General features: G+C 47.2%; 15 protein-coding genes and 1 tRNA gene. 12 read left to right on the forward strand and 4 right to left on the reverse strand.

Annotated elements, in window-relative coordinates; all coding sequences use genetic code 11:
- The first annotated feature begins 16 nt into the window (after nucleotides 1-16).
- From EKM92_RS08095 to EKM92_RS08125, 8 genes are all read left to right on the forward strand, one after another.
- Nucleotides 17-634: a sugar O-acetyltransferase gene (locus EKM92_RS08095; RefSeq protein ID WP_125709674.1), complete on the forward strand. Its 618-nt coding sequence runs from the start codon at nucleotides 17-19 to the stop codon at nucleotides 632-634.
- Nucleotides 627-1,418, forward strand: a complete 792-nt coding sequence (locus EKM92_RS08100; RefSeq protein WP_125709676.1) for a Cof-type HAD-IIB family hydrolase — start codon at nucleotides 627-629, stop codon at nucleotides 1,416-1,418. The genes EKM92_RS08095 and EKM92_RS08100 overlap by 8 nt, the downstream gene beginning before the upstream one ends.
- 148 nt (nucleotides 1,419-1,566) lie before the next feature.
- A complete protein-coding gene (locus tag EKM92_RS08105) occupies nucleotides 1,567-2,442 on the forward strand; it encodes a DMT family transporter (protein ID WP_125709678.1) in 876 nt (291 codons plus the stop codon).
- A 111-nt stretch (nucleotides 2,443-2,553) separates the two neighbouring features.
- Nucleotides 2,554-3,639, forward strand: a complete 1,086-nt coding sequence (locus tag EKM92_RS08110; RefSeq protein WP_125709680.1) for a hypothetical protein — start codon at nucleotides 2,554-2,556, stop codon at nucleotides 3,637-3,639.
- Nucleotides 3,640-4,153: 514 nt separating this feature from the next.
- Nucleotides 4,154-5,209: an A/G-specific adenine glycosylase gene (mutY, locus tag EKM92_RS08115; RefSeq protein ID WP_125709682.1), complete on the forward strand. Its 1,056-nt coding sequence runs from the start codon at nucleotides 4,154-4,156 to the stop codon at nucleotides 5,207-5,209.
- Nucleotides 5,209-5,847 (forward strand): NAD(P)H-dependent oxidoreductase, encoded by a 639-nt coding sequence (locus EKM92_RS08120; RefSeq protein WP_125709684.1) that lies wholly within the window; start codon nucleotides 5,209-5,211, stop codon nucleotides 5,845-5,847. Before mutY ends, EKM92_RS08120 begins: the two co-directional genes overlap by 1 nt.
- Entirely contained in the window at nucleotides 5,840-6,016 is a 177-nt protein-coding gene (locus EKM92_RS13605; protein WP_164509942.1) for a hypothetical protein, read from the forward strand. The genes EKM92_RS08120 and EKM92_RS13605 overlap by 8 nt, the downstream gene beginning before the upstream one ends.
- Before the next feature lie 81 nt (nucleotides 6,017-6,097).
- Nucleotides 6,098-6,631, forward strand: a complete 534-nt coding sequence (locus EKM92_RS08125; protein WP_125709686.1) for a DUF308 domain-containing protein — start codon at nucleotides 6,098-6,100, stop codon at nucleotides 6,629-6,631.
- Nucleotides 6,632-7,222: 591 nt separating this feature from the next.
- Here EKM92_RS08125 and thiD read toward each other — a convergent pair.
- Genes thiD through EKM92_RS08140 form a run of 3 tightly spaced genes read right to left on the reverse strand, consistent with a single transcriptional unit; the run spans nucleotide 7,223 to nucleotide 10,016 of the window.
- Nucleotides 7,223-8,044 carry a bifunctional hydroxymethylpyrimidine kinase/phosphomethylpyrimidine kinase gene (thiD, locus tag EKM92_RS08130; RefSeq protein ID WP_125709687.1) on the reverse strand — a complete coding sequence of 274 codons (822 nt, stop codon included), beginning with the start codon at nucleotides 8,042-8,044 and terminating at the stop codon, nucleotides 7,223-7,225.
- A 60-nt stretch (nucleotides 8,045-8,104) separates the two neighbouring features.
- Nucleotides 8,105-9,163: a hypothetical protein gene (locus EKM92_RS08135; RefSeq protein WP_125709689.1), complete on the reverse strand. Its 1,059-nt coding sequence runs from the start codon at nucleotides 9,161-9,163 to the stop codon at nucleotides 8,105-8,107.
- Nucleotides 9,156-10,016 carry an SbcC family exonuclease gene (locus tag EKM92_RS08140; RefSeq protein WP_125709691.1) on the reverse strand — a complete coding sequence of 287 codons (861 nt, stop codon included), beginning with the start codon at nucleotides 10,014-10,016 and terminating at the stop codon, nucleotides 9,156-9,158. Before EKM92_RS08140 ends, EKM92_RS08135 begins: the two co-directional genes overlap by 8 nt.
- A 520-nt stretch (nucleotides 10,017-10,536) precedes the next feature.
- Between EKM92_RS08140 and EKM92_RS08145 the strand changes: the two genes are divergently transcribed.
- From EKM92_RS08145 to asnB, 3 genes are all read left to right on the forward strand, one after another.
- On the forward strand, nucleotides 10,537-11,703 hold the full coding sequence (locus EKM92_RS08145) for an MDR family MFS transporter (RefSeq protein WP_125709693.1): 1,167 nt from the start codon (nucleotides 10,537-10,539) through the stop codon (nucleotides 11,701-11,703).
- Between the two features lie 427 nt (nucleotides 11,704-12,130).
- Nucleotides 12,131-12,203 (forward strand) — tRNA-Ala (locus EKM92_RS08150).
- A 478-nt stretch (nucleotides 12,204-12,681) separates the two neighbouring features.
- A complete protein-coding gene (gene asnB / locus EKM92_RS08155; RefSeq protein WP_125709695.1) occupies nucleotides 12,682-14,640 on the forward strand; it encodes an asparagine synthase (glutamine-hydrolyzing) in 1,959 nt (652 codons plus the stop codon).
- 242 nt (nucleotides 14,641-14,882) lie between these two features.
- Here asnB and EKM92_RS13610 read toward each other — a convergent pair whose 3' ends face one another.
- Complete coding sequence (locus EKM92_RS13610) at nucleotides 14,883-15,053, reverse strand: hypothetical protein (RefSeq protein ID WP_164509943.1); 171 nt, start codon at nucleotides 15,051-15,053, stop codon at nucleotides 14,883-14,885.
- A 252-nt stretch (nucleotides 15,054-15,305) separates the two neighbouring features.
- Between EKM92_RS13610 and nrdD the strand changes: the two genes are divergently transcribed.
- Nucleotides 15,306-17,492, forward strand: coding sequence for an anaerobic ribonucleoside-triphosphate reductase (nrdD, locus tag EKM92_RS08160; protein WP_125709697.1), 2,187 nt, complete (start codon nucleotides 15,306-15,308; stop codon nucleotides 17,490-17,492).
- Nucleotides 17,493-17,606: the final 114 nt, after the last annotated feature.

Here is a 17,606-nt window from a genome sequence, read left to right on the forward strand (position 1 = left end):
GCAGGAGGTTTTTTATATGAGTGAAAAACAACGCATGTTAGCTGGACGTTTATACAATGCCAACGACCCAGAATTAAAAGCAGGTCGTCAACGTGCCCGCAACTTGGTGTATCAATTTAATCAACTAGCACCAGATCAACGGGACCTTCAATCCGGCTTGTTAAGTGAATTATTCGATGTGCCGAGTGGGGATGCGTATGTTGAAGCGCCACTGCGCGTCGATTATGGCAAAAATACGCACCTTGGCAAGCGATTCTATGCCAACTACGATTGCATTATCTTAGATATTGCGCCAGTGACCATCGGCGATAACGTGTTGTTTGGCCCGCGCGTCAGCGTGTTGACGGCGGGACATCCGATCGATAAAGATGTTCGCAACGCAGAACTTGAATTTGGTAAACCGATCACCATTGGCAACAACGTGTGGGCAGGCGGGTCGGTGACCATTTGTCCTGGCGTCACGATCGGCGACAATGTGATCATCGGCGCCGGCGCCGTGGTCACCCGCGATGTACCGGCGAACATGGTCGTTGCAGGGGTCCCTGCATGTCCATTGCGCCAGATCAATGAAAATGATCGTCGCGATTGGCAACAAGCCCAAGCCGAATATTTCAAGGAGCTAGCCAATGATTAAATTGGTGGCAGTGGATATGGATGGGACCTTCTTGCGTGCTGACCAAAGTTATGATGAAGCGCGATTTGCCGAAATTTTTGCGGAAATGTTTAAACGTCGCATGCATTTTGTGGTGGCCAGTGGCAATCAGTATTTTCATTTAAAAGCGAGTTTCCCCAATTACCCAGATTTGATCTACATTGCTGAAAACGGCGCTTATATTCGCGACGCTCATCAAATTTATCAAAAAGCGATGTTCACCAAAGATCAACTCACCCATATGCTGGATGTGTTGAACGGCTTTCCCACTTGCAAAGTGTTGTTGTCAGGGGTGGCATCGGCTTATGTGTTAGCAGATAATGACCAAGCATTTATTGATGATCGCCATTTCTATTATGATCGGCTCGCGACAGTAGAAAGCTTCGATGATGTCACTGATGAGATTTTGAAAATCGGGATCACTTGTCCTGATGACGAAACTGAGGCGATCGTTGACGCCTTGAAGCAACCGCTTGCCGGCGTCGCGCAGCCGACTTCTAGTGGTCATGGTGACATCGATTTGCTCCATCCAGGGATTCATAAAGTCGCAGCCTTAGCGAGTTTAGGCAATTGGTTACATGTCGACCTTGAAGAAATGACTGCATTTGGTGATGGCGGCAACGACATTGAAATGCTTAAAGCTGTCGGCTTAGGCGTCGCGATGCAAAATGCGACGCCAGCGGTGAAAGCTATCGCCAGTGATCAAACTGATGTCGATAACGAACATCAAGGGGTGTTGAATTATCTGGAGCAGTTATTGCACTAAATTTTTGCGTCGAGCCCAGTGCTCGGCTTTTTTTAGTGTATACTAGATTTTTCAGAAAGAAGGTGGCCCCATGATCGCGCCATTATTTGAAAATGATGTGCCTTTTGCCTGCCGTTGAAAGGTTTACGACAGTTGAAAGGATAATCAATTGAAACAAAATAAAATTATCGGTGCCTTATATTTAAGTCTCGCTGCCAGTATTTGGGGTGGGATGTTTGTGATCGTCAAAGATATCGTCGGCCAGATCCCACCGATTCAGTTAGTGTGGTTGCGCTATTTAGTCGCCGCACCAGTGTTGTTGCTATTTTGTCTGGTGATGCGCATTGATTGGCATTGGCGAAAAGCAGATGTCTGGTTGATGATCTTGATCGGATTGATCGGCAATGCCTTGTCGATCGTCACCCAAGAAACTGGGACTTGGTTGTCGAGTGCACAACTCGGGTCAGTGGTGACGGCAGCGACCCCTGCGTTTATGGTGTTGTTCAGTTGGGGGTTGTTAAAGGTCCGTCCAACGCGCGGCGATTGGTTGAGTTTAGTTTTTGCGATGCTCGGTGTTATTTGTATTGTGGGGATGAGTTTCTCCGGACGACGCGTGTTGTTAGGGGCGTTGATGTTGATGATCGCCGCTTTAACTTGGGCGTTGATGTCAGTATTGATCCGCAAAGTCTCGCCTGACGTCAATGCGTTGCAAGTGACCTTAGTTGGGGTATTGGTCGCGTTAGTCACTTTGACGCCTTGGGTGTTGCTGCATGCGCAAGTGTTAGCAGCAGTGAACTTTTTGACGCCTCACGTGGCGTTGAGCTTGTTATATCTTGGCGCGATTTCGACAGCGTCAGCATTTGTCATGTGGAATGTCGGCTTGCGGAAAATGGCTAGCAACTTATCTGGGTTGTTTTTCTTATTTCAACCGATCGTCGGGGCAATCCTTGGCGCTTTGTTCTTAGGCGAAAGCTTAGGGATCGGGTTTGTTTTAGGGACGGCGTTGATCGGCGTCAGCATCATCGTTGCGGTGAAAGTTCAATAAACTAGTTTTCAAAGCTGGTGCCGTTTGGAGGCAGCAGCTTTTTTGCCGTTTATTTAAATTGATTAAATTCAAATAAATATTTTGGTACAATACCTGTGGAGGAATATCAAAATGAAAAAAATTGTTTGGGGTTTTGTGGTGGTCGCGGCTGTGTTGTTATCTGGGTGCCAACGCAACCGCCCGCAAGTTGCAGATGATCCTGCCCACACCGTCAGTGTGTTTGGGACGACCATCAGTCCGGTGTATACGAGCAAGAAGCAGTTTTATGATAATTTGCTGGATCTCTATCCGCACTTAAAGCCGGCGTTAGATCATGATGCACAACCAGAAACGATCACCATTCCAGGGTTGAAGCAAACCCGCAGCTTGACGGTCAACGGCAAGTTAGGGACTTCCAAGCAAATGGATCCCCAAGGCTTAGCCGTCACCCAAAAAGATGTGATCATCTCCGCTTACAGTCGCGACAAAGCGTATCATTCGGTGTTGTATTTGCTCAACAAGAAAACGGGTGCTTATGTCAAACAAATCGTGATGCCAAATCTCGATCACGTTGGCGGGATCGCCTATGATCCCATCACCAAGCGCCTGTGGATCACCACCATGACCAAGTCCGGCACCGCATCGCTTTCAGCATATGATCAAAAAACATTGAAGTATGCCGATTTTTCTCGGACGAAAAAAGCGACGCCTTTTGATCATGTGGTGGCGCTGCCGAAGATCTCCCGCTCATCGTTTTTGACTTATCACAACAATGCGTTATTTGTCGGCTATTTTGCCGGGAGTGGGCAAGGGGTGTTCCGCAGTTATCCGCTGAATCAAAAAGGGATCCCGCAAACTAACAAAAATGCCGATGTTGAGTTGCGCGGCGATGATTTGAAAGTTGGGTCTTACAACACCAACAAACGTCTGCAAGGTGTCACCTTCTATCAAGGTAAGCTGTTGTTCTCCCAATCATTTGGGAAACAACCGTCAAATCTGTTGGTATTTGACAATGATGGCCAAAAAAAGTGGCTTGACTTCGACAGTGATGATACATTGAAGACCGTGAAAATGCCGCCGTATTTGGAACAAATTGTCGCAGACGGCAGTGATTTATACGTATTGTTTGAATCAGCCTCGACGCATTATCGCAAAGTCGATCTCGATTTTCATGCTGATCGCGTGATGAAGTTGGATCTGAAGACCTTGTTGAAATAACTGAGTCAGTCGCTGGCTGGAAGGATCAGGCGACTTTTCAGGGTGATGATGACTTAGTTTTCATATCTCGTTGGTTGTACTCAGTTGCGCCAATGAACCTACCGTGTTAAGATAATGATGAATCAAAGTCGGATATCGACGTCACCAAAGCTGCTACCTGTTGTGGGGGAAGCAGCTTTTTTGTTGTCACAACAAAATAAACCCCTGCGAGTTGTGGTCGCAAAGGACTGAAACAAAATTCGGCTCCCCTAGTCACTACTTACGGTCATCGTGGTGGTTCAGCCAGTACTCAAACAAAAGTCCAAGTACACACACAATGAGAGGCGCCACAACGGCGGAATCAAATTCGGACATCTCGTCACCTCCTCACTGCGCGTTTATACGCAAGTGGGGCGTAGCAACAGATGTCATGATACCGGAAATCAAATGTCATGTCACGTCAATTCACACTTGTTTTCACATCGCATTTTTACTTACGGTTGCAAAGTATCTCGGCATTTCGTAGGATGAAGTTATGTGGAATAAAGACAAAATTCAAGCGTTTCGCCAAACGCTGTTAAGCTGGTACGACCAAAACAAACGCGACTTACCTTGGCGCAAAGACCACGATCCTTATCACGTGATGGTATCTGAGATCATGTTGCAACAAACCCAAGTTAACACGGTGATCCCTTACTATCATCGCTTTATGGCGCAGTTTCCCACAGTTCAAGCACTTGCTGATGCCCCAGAAGCGCAAGTGTTGAAAGCTTGGGAAGGATTAGGATATTATTCACGAGCGCGGAATTTGCAAAAAGCCGCGCATCAAATCGCTTATGATCACGCCGGTGTGTGGCCAACCACTGCAGGTGAATTGACGAAGCTTGCTGGCATCGGTCCGTACACTGCTGGGGCAATCGCCAGCATCGCGTTTAACCAAGTGGAGCCGGCCATCGACGGGAATGCGTTTCGCGTGTTTGCGCGGTTGTTTTGCATCGATGCAGATATTGCGCAACCGAAAACGCGGAAAGTTTTCGATGATGTGATCCGCCAAGTGATCGATCCTGATCGACCTGGAGATTTCAACCAAGCGATCATGGATCTCGGGTCTTCTTATATGAGTGCCAAAGACCCAGATCCGGAACATTCACCAGTCGCAGAATTTGATGAATCGTTCAAAACCGGTCGGGTCATGGACTTCCCAGTGAAAACGAAAAAGAAGCCACCAATCGTTGTACCTTATTACGCATTAGTGGTGCAAAGTTCTGCAGGCTATTTATTTATCCAACGGCCAAAAACTGGAATGTTAGCGAATTTGTGGATGTTTCCATTAGTTGAAGCGCCAGATGTTGAGGCTGCAGGGGCAGCGTTTGAACAACTCAGCGGCCAAGCACTCAGCTTCAGTGATCCGCAGATGCCGTTAGTCAAACATACCTTCACCCATCGCCAGTGGCAAATGACGTTGCTGCTGGCGCAATGCCAACCATTTGACGTCGCTAAACTGAATGGTCTGTGGGTGCCGCGCAACCAGATCAACGATTTAGCAATTCCCACTGTGCAAAAGAAATTACTCAAGGAGGCATTGGCTTGATGAAAATATTAATTGTCGTGGCTCATCCCAAAATCGATGACTCTAGCTCGCAAGCTTTTTTCAAAGCAGGGGCCAAGCTCGTTGAGAATGCGACTTGGCATCCATTAGTTGAACCGTTTGACGTGCGTGAAGAACGCGAATTGTTAATGGCCGCTGACCGCGTGATCTTACAATTTCCGTTGTATTGGTATCAAGCACCAAGCATTTTGCCCAAATGGTTGAATGAAGTGTGGTCAGTTGATTTTGCCAGTCACTTAAAAGGCAAACAACTCGCAGTAGTGTTGACGTTAGGCCGTCAATTGCAAGATTATCAACCAGGTGCGGCAGTTGGCGTGACGCTTTCTGATTTGTTGTCACCTTATGTGGCGTTGGCCAACACTTGCGAAATGACTTGGGTGCCACCGCTTGTGGTCGCGCAGTTTGCGCGGATGACAGAGCCGCAACGTCAAAGTTTGTTGATCCGCTACCAGCAATTTTTGAGTTTGGCTGATACCCATTTTCAAACCATCAGTCAGTGGTGGGTCGATGCCTTACGCAAACATCCAGAAGCTGGACAATTAGCAGAAACGTTGCAAGAACGACAAGATCATCTTGAAAGTTTGCGGCAAGCGGTGAAGGAGGCGCAAGACGATGAGTGAAGGCGAGTGGTTATTACAAGAAGCAAAGCGATTAGCTGATGACAGTCAAACTTATGAAGACGTCGCCTTTTATACTCAACTCGCAGTCTTTTTAGACGAGCAAGACCGTCGCATCGACCAAGCTCAAGGGGAGCTCGATGGGATCTTGTGGGATCACGAAGGCTGGTAAAAAGTTCAGTCATTAGACTGAGGCGCATGAGACTCGGTTTGGTAAGATAAGAGTATCGAAGTCCAAAAGAGGAGTTTCATCATGTTCATGAAAATCAATCAACTATTTCAATCGACCTTTGTTCGCACTGCCGCGTTAGCGTTAGTCGGCTTATGGTTTTTGATTCTTCCAGGCACCGTATATACTGTGGTCAAATGGGTGATCGTCGCCGCCTTGCTTGCCGCTGCGATCCCAGGTTTGATCAGCGGCTTAAAACAACGCCATGCCACCGGCAACGGCGGTTGGGAGCTGACTCGCGGTGTCACGTTGTTGATCGCGGCGCTACTGGTCGCGGCTTTGTTGAAGCCGGTCATCAGCATGTTGCCAGCGTTGATCGGGATCATGGTGATCTTGTTTGGGATCAACAAAGTCACCACTGCTAAAAAAGATCAACGTTTCATCAACGTCTCACCGCTGCCGCAGATCATTTACGGCATCATCGTGATCATCGCTGGTGCGGTGTTGTTATTCAACCCATTTCACGCCGTCTTGGTATTGTTCCAAGTGACTGGGGTCATGATGTTGGTGATGGCAGTGATGGAAGTCGTCACTGCGATTCGCGCAAAACGCAATTAAACAATGAAATGCCAACTCAGAAAAAATTTCTGGGTTGGCATTTTTTTAGTTTCTCAGTCAGAAAATGACTGAGGCACACCAAATCCACGAAACAAGATTCTGCTTCGTGGATTCGCGGCTTTTAGCCGATTCAATTACGTGTCTGCGACATTAAACAATATCAAGGACGTTGCTGCGAGCCTTGGCTTATTAGACCTCAACCGCGTTCGTTGCTAATCGGCTTTGCACTGCCTTTCGCAAACAGACGTCGCCTTGCGTCTCACGTCACCGTGAGGGCACTACTCCCGGCTGTAACTGGTTTGAGTCCACGACTGGGACCCTTCAGTACCGGCACTTTGGAACTGGAGATCTAGCAGCGCTCGACAGTTAAGCCCAGATGCTACGGGATGGTCTCCGAGAGTTTAGCGGGCACTTCCACCCGTCGCGAAGTGAAACGAGTGACCTGCGCTCAGCCACCCACTCCTCATAGAATTCGACATCATGATAACGCCTTCAAAAACTAATGTCAAGTATTTTGTGTAAGAGAATCTAAAAAGTTTCGTGACCAAAAAAATCACCTTGTCAGTCGCGACTGGCAAGGTGATTTCATGTTTAATATTGCGGCTTTTGCAAGTCGTTGGCCCAATGGTTGATCGGGCCGAACTTGTGGCCAACAGGAATTTCGTTTTCGATGGCTTTGTCGACAAAGGCTTTGGCGATACGGATCGCAGATTCGATGTCTTGGCCTTTGGCAAGTTCTGAGGTGATGACTGCAGATAACGAATCACCGGTGCCGTTTTTGCGAGTGGTCGGGAAGTATGGGCCTTCCAACCAGAATTCTTTACCGTCTGCCAATAAGATGTAGTCGCGAACGACTTTTTGATCATCGGAATCATGACGACCTTTGATCATCACGTTTTGAGCACCCATGTCATGGATCAGGTGCGCCGCTTCTTTGATCGCATCATCAGAATCAAGCTTCAAGCCGGTTAAGTGTTCAGCTTCATAGAAGTTCGGGGTGATCACGAAAGCTAATGGGATCAGTTCCGACTTCAATGTTTCAAACGCTTCAGTTTCCAGCAACATATTGCCATGTTTGGTGGAGATCACTGGATCAAGTACCAAAGGCCCGAAGTCGTATTTTTTCAAATTCTTGACGACGGTGTTGATGATCGCAGAATCTGCCAACATACCGGTTTTAGCGGCGCGAATGTGGAGGTCTGCGGCTAAATCGTCAAATTGGTGATCGATAAACGCCCCAGGCATGACCATTGAATCGTGGATGCCATAAGAATTGCCAGCAACAGCAGCAGTTAAAACTAACGTGCCATAAGTGCCGCGCATGAAGAAGCTGTGTAAGTCAGCTTGTGCGCCTGCAGAGCCATCTGAGTCGACGCCTGCAATGGTTAAAACTTGCGGAAATTCATTTGCCATGGGATGATACCTCGTTTTTCTAGTGGAGTGACACCATCATACTAGCAAATAATCGGAAAATCAATTAAAAGCACGACGTTGTGGCAAAATAGCTTTCAACCATTCGCCTAAAAACGGATATTTGGCGTTTAATTCCAACACTTGTACGGTCGGTTGCGGATAATGCAAAGTGATCGTATCGCTGTCGGCGTTAGAAACCACACTTAACGCTTCATGATTTGGCAAGGCCAATTCATAACTACCTTGGGCTTTGCCTTGACGCATTAAGATTGCATGATTAGATGCGATGACAAATAATTCATCTAAGGCCGGAGCAATTTCTCCGGCATGAACCGTCACTTGCAAGGTCAATGCATGACCAACCAGTTCATCTGGGATCGTGGTGGAACTCCATGAGAAGGTGTCACCATCGATATTGTCAGTCCCAAGATCCATCCAATCATGCCCAGCATCATCGCGGACATGGAAAGAGTCAACAGACGCACCGTCGAGATCAAGGCTTAAGGTGATGTCACCGGCGTTATCGACATGTTGCGCCGAGGTTAAAGTGGTCAAGTTATTGTACTTAGTCTTAAAGGTCAAGCCTTCAACTGGTTGCAATACCGTTTCATCAACCGTCTTAAAGCCGTAGTCTGCAGCGTACAACCCGCGGACCAAGGTGCTTAACGCAGCCAGTTGATTATCGTCGAATTGACTCGTTTGATCATCTTTGGCAGTGACTTGCAGCAATGTCGGTAAGTTGCGGGCTAACATCGTGGCGCCGTCGAGTAATGGGGAGTCGATCACAAGCAGTGGCAAGTTGTCTGAGTCAGTGGCTAAGTAAATGGTGATTTGTGAATGGCCTGAGGTGCGGATCTCAGGGGCTAACCACAACCGTTCTGCAAAAGCAGGGTGCAAGTCAGGTAGCGCAGTCAAAGCTTCTAACAACTTATCGGCTAACAAGCTGGTGTAGCTCAAGGTCAATTGCGCTAAAGCTTCTTCATTGGCACCAAAAATCGGGGAGTTGGTCAACTTCGCAAACGCATCGGCGTAGCTTTCCGTGATTTTGATCCGCGCGTCTTTAGCAGCCAAGTGAGTCGTCGCAATGGCTTGAATATTTTTATCGGCGTAATTAAGCATGAGCATCCTCCTTTTTGGCTAATGCCTTCATGAAGTCAGCTTTCAGATTGGCCAAAATATTTTCAAATTGAGAAATGGAACTGTAACTGGAGATCACCGCTTGATATTCATAACGGGTGATCGCGGCGCTAACTTGCATGGCGCGCTTTTTGGCGTCAAATTCACTGTCAGCCTGCGCTTTGGCTTCATTGAAGCGTTGTTGCAAGTCGGCAGGGGCTTGAACGCGGCGACGGGTGGTTTTGACTGGGGTCGGCGTGTCGTCGTCGTCGTCATCATCGTCGTCTGGATCGATGAAATTCTTCAACAAGCCGCGGAAAGAACTCGATGCAGAATTCGTGCTACGGGTCGGTTGTTGTACGGTTTCTTCAACGCTAGCGGCTTCCAGTTGGTTATGGAGATCATTGACGGTTTGATAAATGTTTTTACGCAAAGCTTCTAATTGATTATCAAGATAATGTTCAGGATCTTTGGCAAAAGCCACCAATTGCGGCAAAATGTTGCGCTCTTGTGGTGTGGCCTGGTCAATGGTGCGCGTGAATACACTCAACTGACCGAATTGTCGGCGGTGATACCAATCCCCGAAATAAACCTGTCCGTCATCAGATACTTCAAAAAAGTCGATATGTTCACGTAAGAAGGCGACAAATGCTTTTTGCAAAAAGTCATGGAGCTCATCTTGAGCCCCTTTGTCATAAGCTAAGATGTAGCCTGGGGTTTCAGTTATTTCCAAACGCAGGCTAGATGCGGTTTTGTCGATGCCTTGATACAAGCGATACGTCGACTGGTCTTGCCAAGCCTTGGCGAAATCGTTGAAAAAAGTTTGTTGATAGGTCAAGCTAGCTTCTACTGTCATCGAAATTACCTCACAAATTTTACTGATACCTTTAGTTTACCGCATGACAGCGCGTTGGGGAACGCTTACCGCATGATTCTCGTGAAAAACAATGTTTCTTTAAATGAGCAAAGATGAGAAATTGCCCATTATCGTGTTTTCAACCCAGTGATTCCGATACAATATGTCTGACTGAGCACTTTCTGAAAAAGTGTGGAGGCGGCAGTCAGTTGACTCCATGATGGTGGCGTTGGGGCTTCTCGTGGCCGGCCGGCTGCAGAAATCGGCAAAATACGCCGATGTTCTTGCGCCTAAATTTCGAGCCAGGAAAACCGCCTGTCTTGAAATTTTCCTGAAATATCAGCTAAGCCAGCCAAAACCGCTGTCTCAGCTGATATTTCTGCCACGTTCAGCCCCAACGCTACCAACATTCCGTCAACTGACTCCCGGCGACTCGTTTTCTAAAACGGGTCGGGATATCATCTGAGTGATCAGTATCAGAGATTTAATGAAACAATTTTTTATTTTTGGAGGGGTAAGTATGCATCGCAAAGAATTGAAACTACCATGGTTGTTTCTTGGTAGCTTGATCACCAACACTGGGATCAGTTTTATTTGGCCGTTAACGACGATTTATATGCATGAGTATTTACATGAATCGTTGACAGTGTCAGGGGTGGTGCTGTTGATCAATTCTTTGGCGACGATGGGCGGTAATTATGTCGGTGGCCGGTTGTTTGATCGCTGGAAACCTTATCCGACGATTTTAGGCGGGATCACCATTAACATTGTGGCGACCTTGAGTTTGATCTTTTTCCATGGGTGGCCGGCGTATCCGCTGTTGTTGATTTTGTTAGGGCTAGGTAACGGGGTGGTTGCGACTGGCGTCAATGCTTATGCGACGTTGGTGACTAGTCGCAAGCCATCTTATGTGTTCAACGTGTTGTACTTTATGTCAAACCTCGGCTTAGTGATCGGAACTTTGATTGTCGGGTTCGTGTTGCCGCTAGGGATCACGTATATTTTCATTTTGGCTTGTGCGTTGTTTGTGTTGTTTTGGATCGTCGCCTTTCTTCATTTCAAAGTGCAAAAACCAAAACGGACGCAAAACGCTGCCGTCAAAGCTGCGCGGCAGCCGATCGCTAAACATGTGTTGTGGTTGATGGTATTGCTATTCGTCACTTGGGTGGCATACGAGCAGTGGCAGTCGAACGTGTCGGCGTTTATGTTGAGCTTGGGGATGAATGTTCGCGATTACTCATTGGTATGGACTTTGAACGCGGTTGAAATCGTGTTGTTCCAGCCGGTGCTGACGGTGTTTGATGATTGGTTGTCTAAACATATCCGTGCGCGGTTGACCACTGGGTTTGCATTGTTTGCCATCAGCTTTGTGATTTTGCTGGTGGCAAGGCAATATTGGCAATTCCTTGGGGCAATGGCAGTGTTGACGATCGGTGAAATTCTCGCATTGCCAGCTGTTTCCACTTATGTCGATTTATTCTCACCGCATGATGCGCGAGGACGTTATCAAGGGTTTGTGCAAATGTTGGCATCCGCTGGTCGGGCGGTGGGACCAGTGATGGGAGCGTTGTTGATCGATGCGACGAACTATCATGTTTTATTTATCAGTGTGATCGTGATGTTAGTGGTGATGAATACGATTTTTTCCACGCAAGCCAGTCGCGCACTGTCACCAAGAAATCCTTAAACACTTCGTCACACTTTCTTCACAACCTGTGGTTATGATGGGTTTGTGAAATGAGTTCCCGCTTGTTTCACACCCCAACCCCAATTTTCCATCGTCAAGCGTGTTCCCTGACGCGTTTGACTTTTCACTCCTCCAAAGTGAAAAATGTCGTCGGTCTCCCACCGGCGACACCCTTACCCCAGAGGTCGCCAGCTTGGCGGCCTTTTTGAGTACCAGCGCGTTTTGAAGCGCACTTAGTCGACTATATCGCCTAACCTAAGGCGTTGAGCCTGGTTTTTAGCCTAGCGTCGCAGGCAAGCTATGCGCAGGTGCGTTGCTTTGAAATGCTCGACGTCAGCGTCAAAGCCCGCAGTTGATTCAAATCTTTTTTCGCGACTGGAAGCCCTTTACAAAACAAGCTAACATGATACAATATATCTTGTGTTTTGGGTCCGTAGCTCAGCTGGGAGAGCGCTGCCTTCGCATGGCAGAGGTCGAGAGTTCGAATCTCTTCGGATCCAGATCAGGAAAGCATCGGCAATTTGCCGGTGCTTTTTTCATGTTTGAACCTTGCTCAAACGCCTGAATTTTAACAAAAAACCTCCGAGCGAAATCGCCCGTAGGTAAGAGTTTTAGGGTGGTTAGGCCCGAGACTCTATTGCTGCTTCTTATTCGATGTCATGATACCATATTTCAGCAAAATAGCAGCTATCTATCATGACATCGCACAAAAAAACGTGCGCTGGTTCATCAGGCCAGTGCACGTCTTCCATATCCACATTTCTAGATTTAAGCGTCGATCAGGTTATCAAGCTGACCGTATTTCTCACCGGAACAAAATCGAAACATGTCTTTAATCATTTTTCTATGAAATATTCTCCGATGATGTCTCAGCTTGTTGTATTTCAGTAAAGCCATCGCCATTTGCTTGACACCAATGGAAGTTTTCCTTAATCTTGGTACAGTCTATAGTTGAAAAGCTGGAGGAGAAAACTACCCATGTGTGGAATTATTGCGTTTGACGACCCAACGGTGCTGGACAAGGAAGACACCATTGAAGCGATGATGGAAATGATCCGCCATCGCGGGCCAAACCTTGAAGGCGGCGGGCATTATATCAATGATGAAGTCGCGCTAGGCTTCTGCCGGCTGAGTATCATCGATCTTGGTGGTGGCGGTCAGCCGATTTATAACGAAGATGGCACGATTGTCATCACCTTTAACGGCGAAATTTACAACTTCCAAGAACTGCGTGAAGAATTGATCGCTGCCGGCCACATTTTCAAAACTAAAGCTGACACTGAAGTCTTGCTGCATGGTTATGAAGAATGGGGCATGGCAGGGACTTTGGATCGCGTGCGCGGGATGTTTGCGTACTTGATCTATGATGAAAACAAAAAAGCTTTGTTTGGTGCCCGCGATTTCTTCGGCATCAAGCCGCTTTACTACTATCAAAATGGGGACACCTTCATCGTTGGCTCTGAAATCAAAGCCTTCTTGAAGCATCCAAACTTCAAAAAAGAACTGAATAAAAAGGCCCTCAAGCCTTATTTAATGAACCAATATAACGACCTTGATGAAACCTTCTTCAAAAACGTTTACCGCTTCCCAGCAGGCCACTGGTTTGAATTCAAAGACCAAAAGCTCGATATGCATGAATATTGGGATGCCAAATACGATTTGAACGAAAACCGCACCGAAGCCGAAACCATCGATGCCATCGACAAAGAAGTCGTTGATTCCATCAAGTTGCACAACGTCGCTGATGTGCCGGTGGGTTCCTTCTTATCAGAAGGTGTCGATTCGAGTTACGTCACCACAGTATTGAAGCCTCATGAAGTATTCTCAGTGAACTTCGACAATGGGCCTTTTGATGAAGCTAGCGTTGCGCGCGGTTTAGCTGAAGAAAACGGCTTGAACTTCAACGTCGAAACTGTTGACGGCGACGAAGCGTTCAATGATTTTGCTGAAATGCAATATCATATGGATGAACCAGATGCCAATCCATCAGTGATTCCATTGTGGTACTTATGCCGCTTAGCCCGCAAGAAAGTCACTGTCGCCTTGTCTGGTGAAGGTGCCGATGAATTATTCGGTGGCTATGTGAACTACGGCATGCACACCAAAAAACAAGTGATCCGCGTATTTGCCAACTCCTTACACAAGCTGCCTCGCGGTGTCCGCTACTCTTTAGGTCGCGGCATCAAGCACTTGCCAGCTTTCCCTGGTAAGGTACATTTGTACACTTGGACGGCTAAGCCTTCTGAATATTATGTCGGCGAAGCCTTCATTTACGATCCAGCGCAACCAACCATTTTCACTAGCGACCAAGCAAACGGTGTGTTGCAATCAGAATTCAAGAACAACTTGACGGTCAACGGCATTTACCAAAAAGATTTCGCTAAAGTCGAAACTGCCGAAGAACTCAAGCAAATGCAATATATCGACTTGCATCACTTCATGCTTAACGACATTTTGCAAAAAGCCGACAAGATCTCCATGGCCCATTCTTTGGAACTGCGGGTGCCATTCTTGGATCGCAAAGTCGCAGAACTCGCTAACTCGATCCCAAGTCACATGTTGTTGAACCCTAACGGCTCGAAGTGGGTCTTCCGTAAAGCCGCTGAAAAGCATTTGCCAGCTGACTTTGCTAACCGCCCAAAGCTTGGGTTCCCAGTGCCGGTGAAGACTTGGTTGCGTGAAGCGAAGTATTGCGATCGCGTCCGCGCTTTGTTTGAAGAAGATTGGGTCGCCGACTTATTTGATCAAAAGAAGATCTTGCAATTGCTACAAGACAACTTCGATGAAAAAATCGATGGTCGTCGCCAGATCTGGGTACTTTACACCTTCTTATTGTGGTACAAGATGTACTTCATTGACTGGGAAGGCACTGTGAAGAAATACGGTCACGTTCAACCTGACGTGGCGAAGTTAATGGCTAGCGGCAAGCTGGTTTAATCGCTTAAATACCCCTTGAATCGCATGACGCGAATCAAGGGGTATTTGGTTGATCTAGGCGATGCTTATCTGTAGACAACTTTCTTGACAGGGGGTGTCAACACTTGGTATAGTGTCGCTAACAGTTCCTCACATACCTCTCGATCATGTTTTGCATGATTGATGTACCCAGCGTGAGGACTCTTTTTTTGTCTTTGACGTCATCAAAAAAGTGCACCTTCTGATGAAGATGCACAAGTTGATTACCGCTTGGCAATGAAATTCTGATATGCCCAGTACAACACGCCGATGATCACGACGAGTAAGACTAACTTGATCAACAAGGCGATGATCCCAGAGACAATTGGCAATAAGATCAACGCAACAATGGCAATGACGATCCACATTAAAATCTGTTTCGTTTTGGCATTCATGACTAAAACTCCTTTAGTGGCGCACAAGATGTAGGGGGTCGACAGCTGGACCCTTATTGCTGTTTAGTATATCCTATAACAGCGCCAAATGGTCACAAACCGCGTAAAATCGGGCTTAGGTCCGATAAGATAGTTTATAACATGTAATACTATATCTAGAATGAAAAACAGATTTTTTTAATTTTCACACAATATATGGCCCCATTCCATGGTATGATAGTCTCATTGATAAATCCGGAGGGGTAATTGCTCATGATCGACATTAAAGTCAAAATCAACATTAAAAAACGCGACGGTCGCATCGTCGACTTCGACCAACAAAAAATCACCCGCGCCATCACCAAAGCCGCAGTGTCTGTAGACAAGCCATTGTCACCAGCAGACTACCGCGACATTGAAGCCATTTCTGATGACGCGGTGGCGACGATTTTAGATCGCTTCGATAAAGACGTCCGCATTGCAGAAGTGCAAAGCGTTGTTGAAGAAGCCATTTTGAATGCGCACAAATATGATTGGGGCAAAGCTTACACCGACTATCGCATGCAACGCGATATCGATCGGGCTAAGCGCGCCGACGTCAATTACAACGTCCAAAAGTTGATCGACCGCGACGCCACTGTCGTTCATGAAAATGCCAACAAAGATTCTCGCGTGTTCTCCACCCAACGTGACTTAACGGCTGGCGCTGTCGCCAAAGCCATGGGGCTGCAAATGTTGCCACCTGCTGTCGCGAACGCTCACATGCGTGGCGACATTCACTGGCATGACTTAGACTACACGCCATTTATGGCTGAAACCAACTGCTGTTTGATCGACTTTAAAGAAATGTTGAACCATGGCTTCAACATCGGTAACGCAGAAGTTGAACCAGCTAACTCGATTCAAGTTGCGGTCACCCAAATGACGCAGATCATCGCTAACGTCGCCAGCTCTCAATATGGTGGCTGCTCAAGTGACCGTACCGATGAAGTGTTGGCTCCTTTTGCGGAAAAGAACTATCAAAAGCACTTAGTTGAAGCCGCAGAACTCACTGATGATGCTGACAAGCAAGCGGAATACGCCAAGCGCCGCACCAAAAAAGACATTTTAGATGCTTTGCAAACCTTGGAATATCAAGTCAACACTTTGTACTCCACGCAAGGGCAAACACCTTTTGTCACCGTTGGCTTTGGTTTGGGGACTAGCTGGATCGAACGCGAAATTCAAAAAGACATTTTGAAGATCCGTATCGGCGGCCTCGGCAAAGAAAAGCGCACCGCGATTTTCCCAAAGCTCGTGTTCACCTTGAAGCGCGGCTTGAACTTAAAAGCCGGCGATCCGAACTACGACATTAAGCAACTGGCTTTGGAATGTGCCACTAAGCGCATGTACCCAGACGTGTTGTCTTATGACAAAATCGTTGAACTCACTGGTTCGTTCAAAGCACCGATGGGCTGCCGCAGCTTCTTGCAAGGCTGGAAAGACCCAGAAACCGGCAAAGAAGTGAACTCTGGCCGCATGAACCTTGGTGTCATCACCTTGAACTTGCCTCGCATCGCCATGGAATCTAAAGGCGACAAAGACAAGTTCTGGAAGATCCTTGAAGCGCGGTTGAAGATCTGCAAGCAAGGCTTGGTTTACAAAGTGGAACGCGCCAAAGAAGCGACCCCTGAATCTGCACCAATTCTTTACAAGTTCGGCGCCTTTGGTAAGCGTTTGGCCGACGATCAAAAAGTTGATGAAGTGTTCAAGAACTCTCGCGCCACAGTTTCCTTGGGCTACATCGGCTTGTATGAAGTCGGCACTGTGTTTTACGGCTCCGAATGGGAAAAGAACCCAGAAGCTAAGCAATTCTCCATCGACGTGGTCAAAGATCTCTACGATCACTGTGTCGAATGGGAAAAAGAATACGGCTACCACTTCTCCGTTTACTCCACGCCTTCAGAATCCTTAACTGACACCTTCGCCCGTGCAGATAAGAAGCGTTTTGGTACGGTCAAAGATATCACCGACAAAGATTACTACACCAATTCCTTCCATTATGATGTCCGCAAGCAACCAACGCCTTTTGAAAAGCTCGACTTTGAAAAAGACTATCCCAAGTATTGTTCTGGTGGTTTCATCCACTACTGCGAATATCCTAACTTGAAGCAAAACCCGAAGGCCTTAGAAGCCGTTTGGGACTATGGTTATGATATCGTCGGCTACTTGGGCACTAACACCCCGATCGACCAATGCTTCGAATGCGGGTTCAAAGGCGAATTCAAAGCCACTGAAAAAGGTTACGAATGCCCACAATGCGGCAACCACAATCCAGACACGTGTGATGTGGTCAAGCGCTTATGCGGCTACCTCGGCAACCCGAACAAGCGGCCAATGGTTCATGGCCGTCAAGAAGAGATCATCCATCGTAAGAAACATATGGGCTTAGGCAACGATAACTTAGCTGGCCAAGCTTAATGATCGAAAAGGTGAGTCGCAATTGCGGCTCATCTTTTTGTGCAGGCTTTAGCCTGGTACGCGCGGAAAACGCGCGTGCCTCAAAACCACCCGCTGTGCGGGTGGAGTCAAATA

Origin of the sequence: Lacticaseibacillus porcinae, assembly GCF_003946305.1 — a bacterium.
GTDB lineage: Bacteria > Bacillota > Bacilli > Lactobacillales > Lactobacillaceae > Lacticaseibacillus > Lacticaseibacillus porcinae.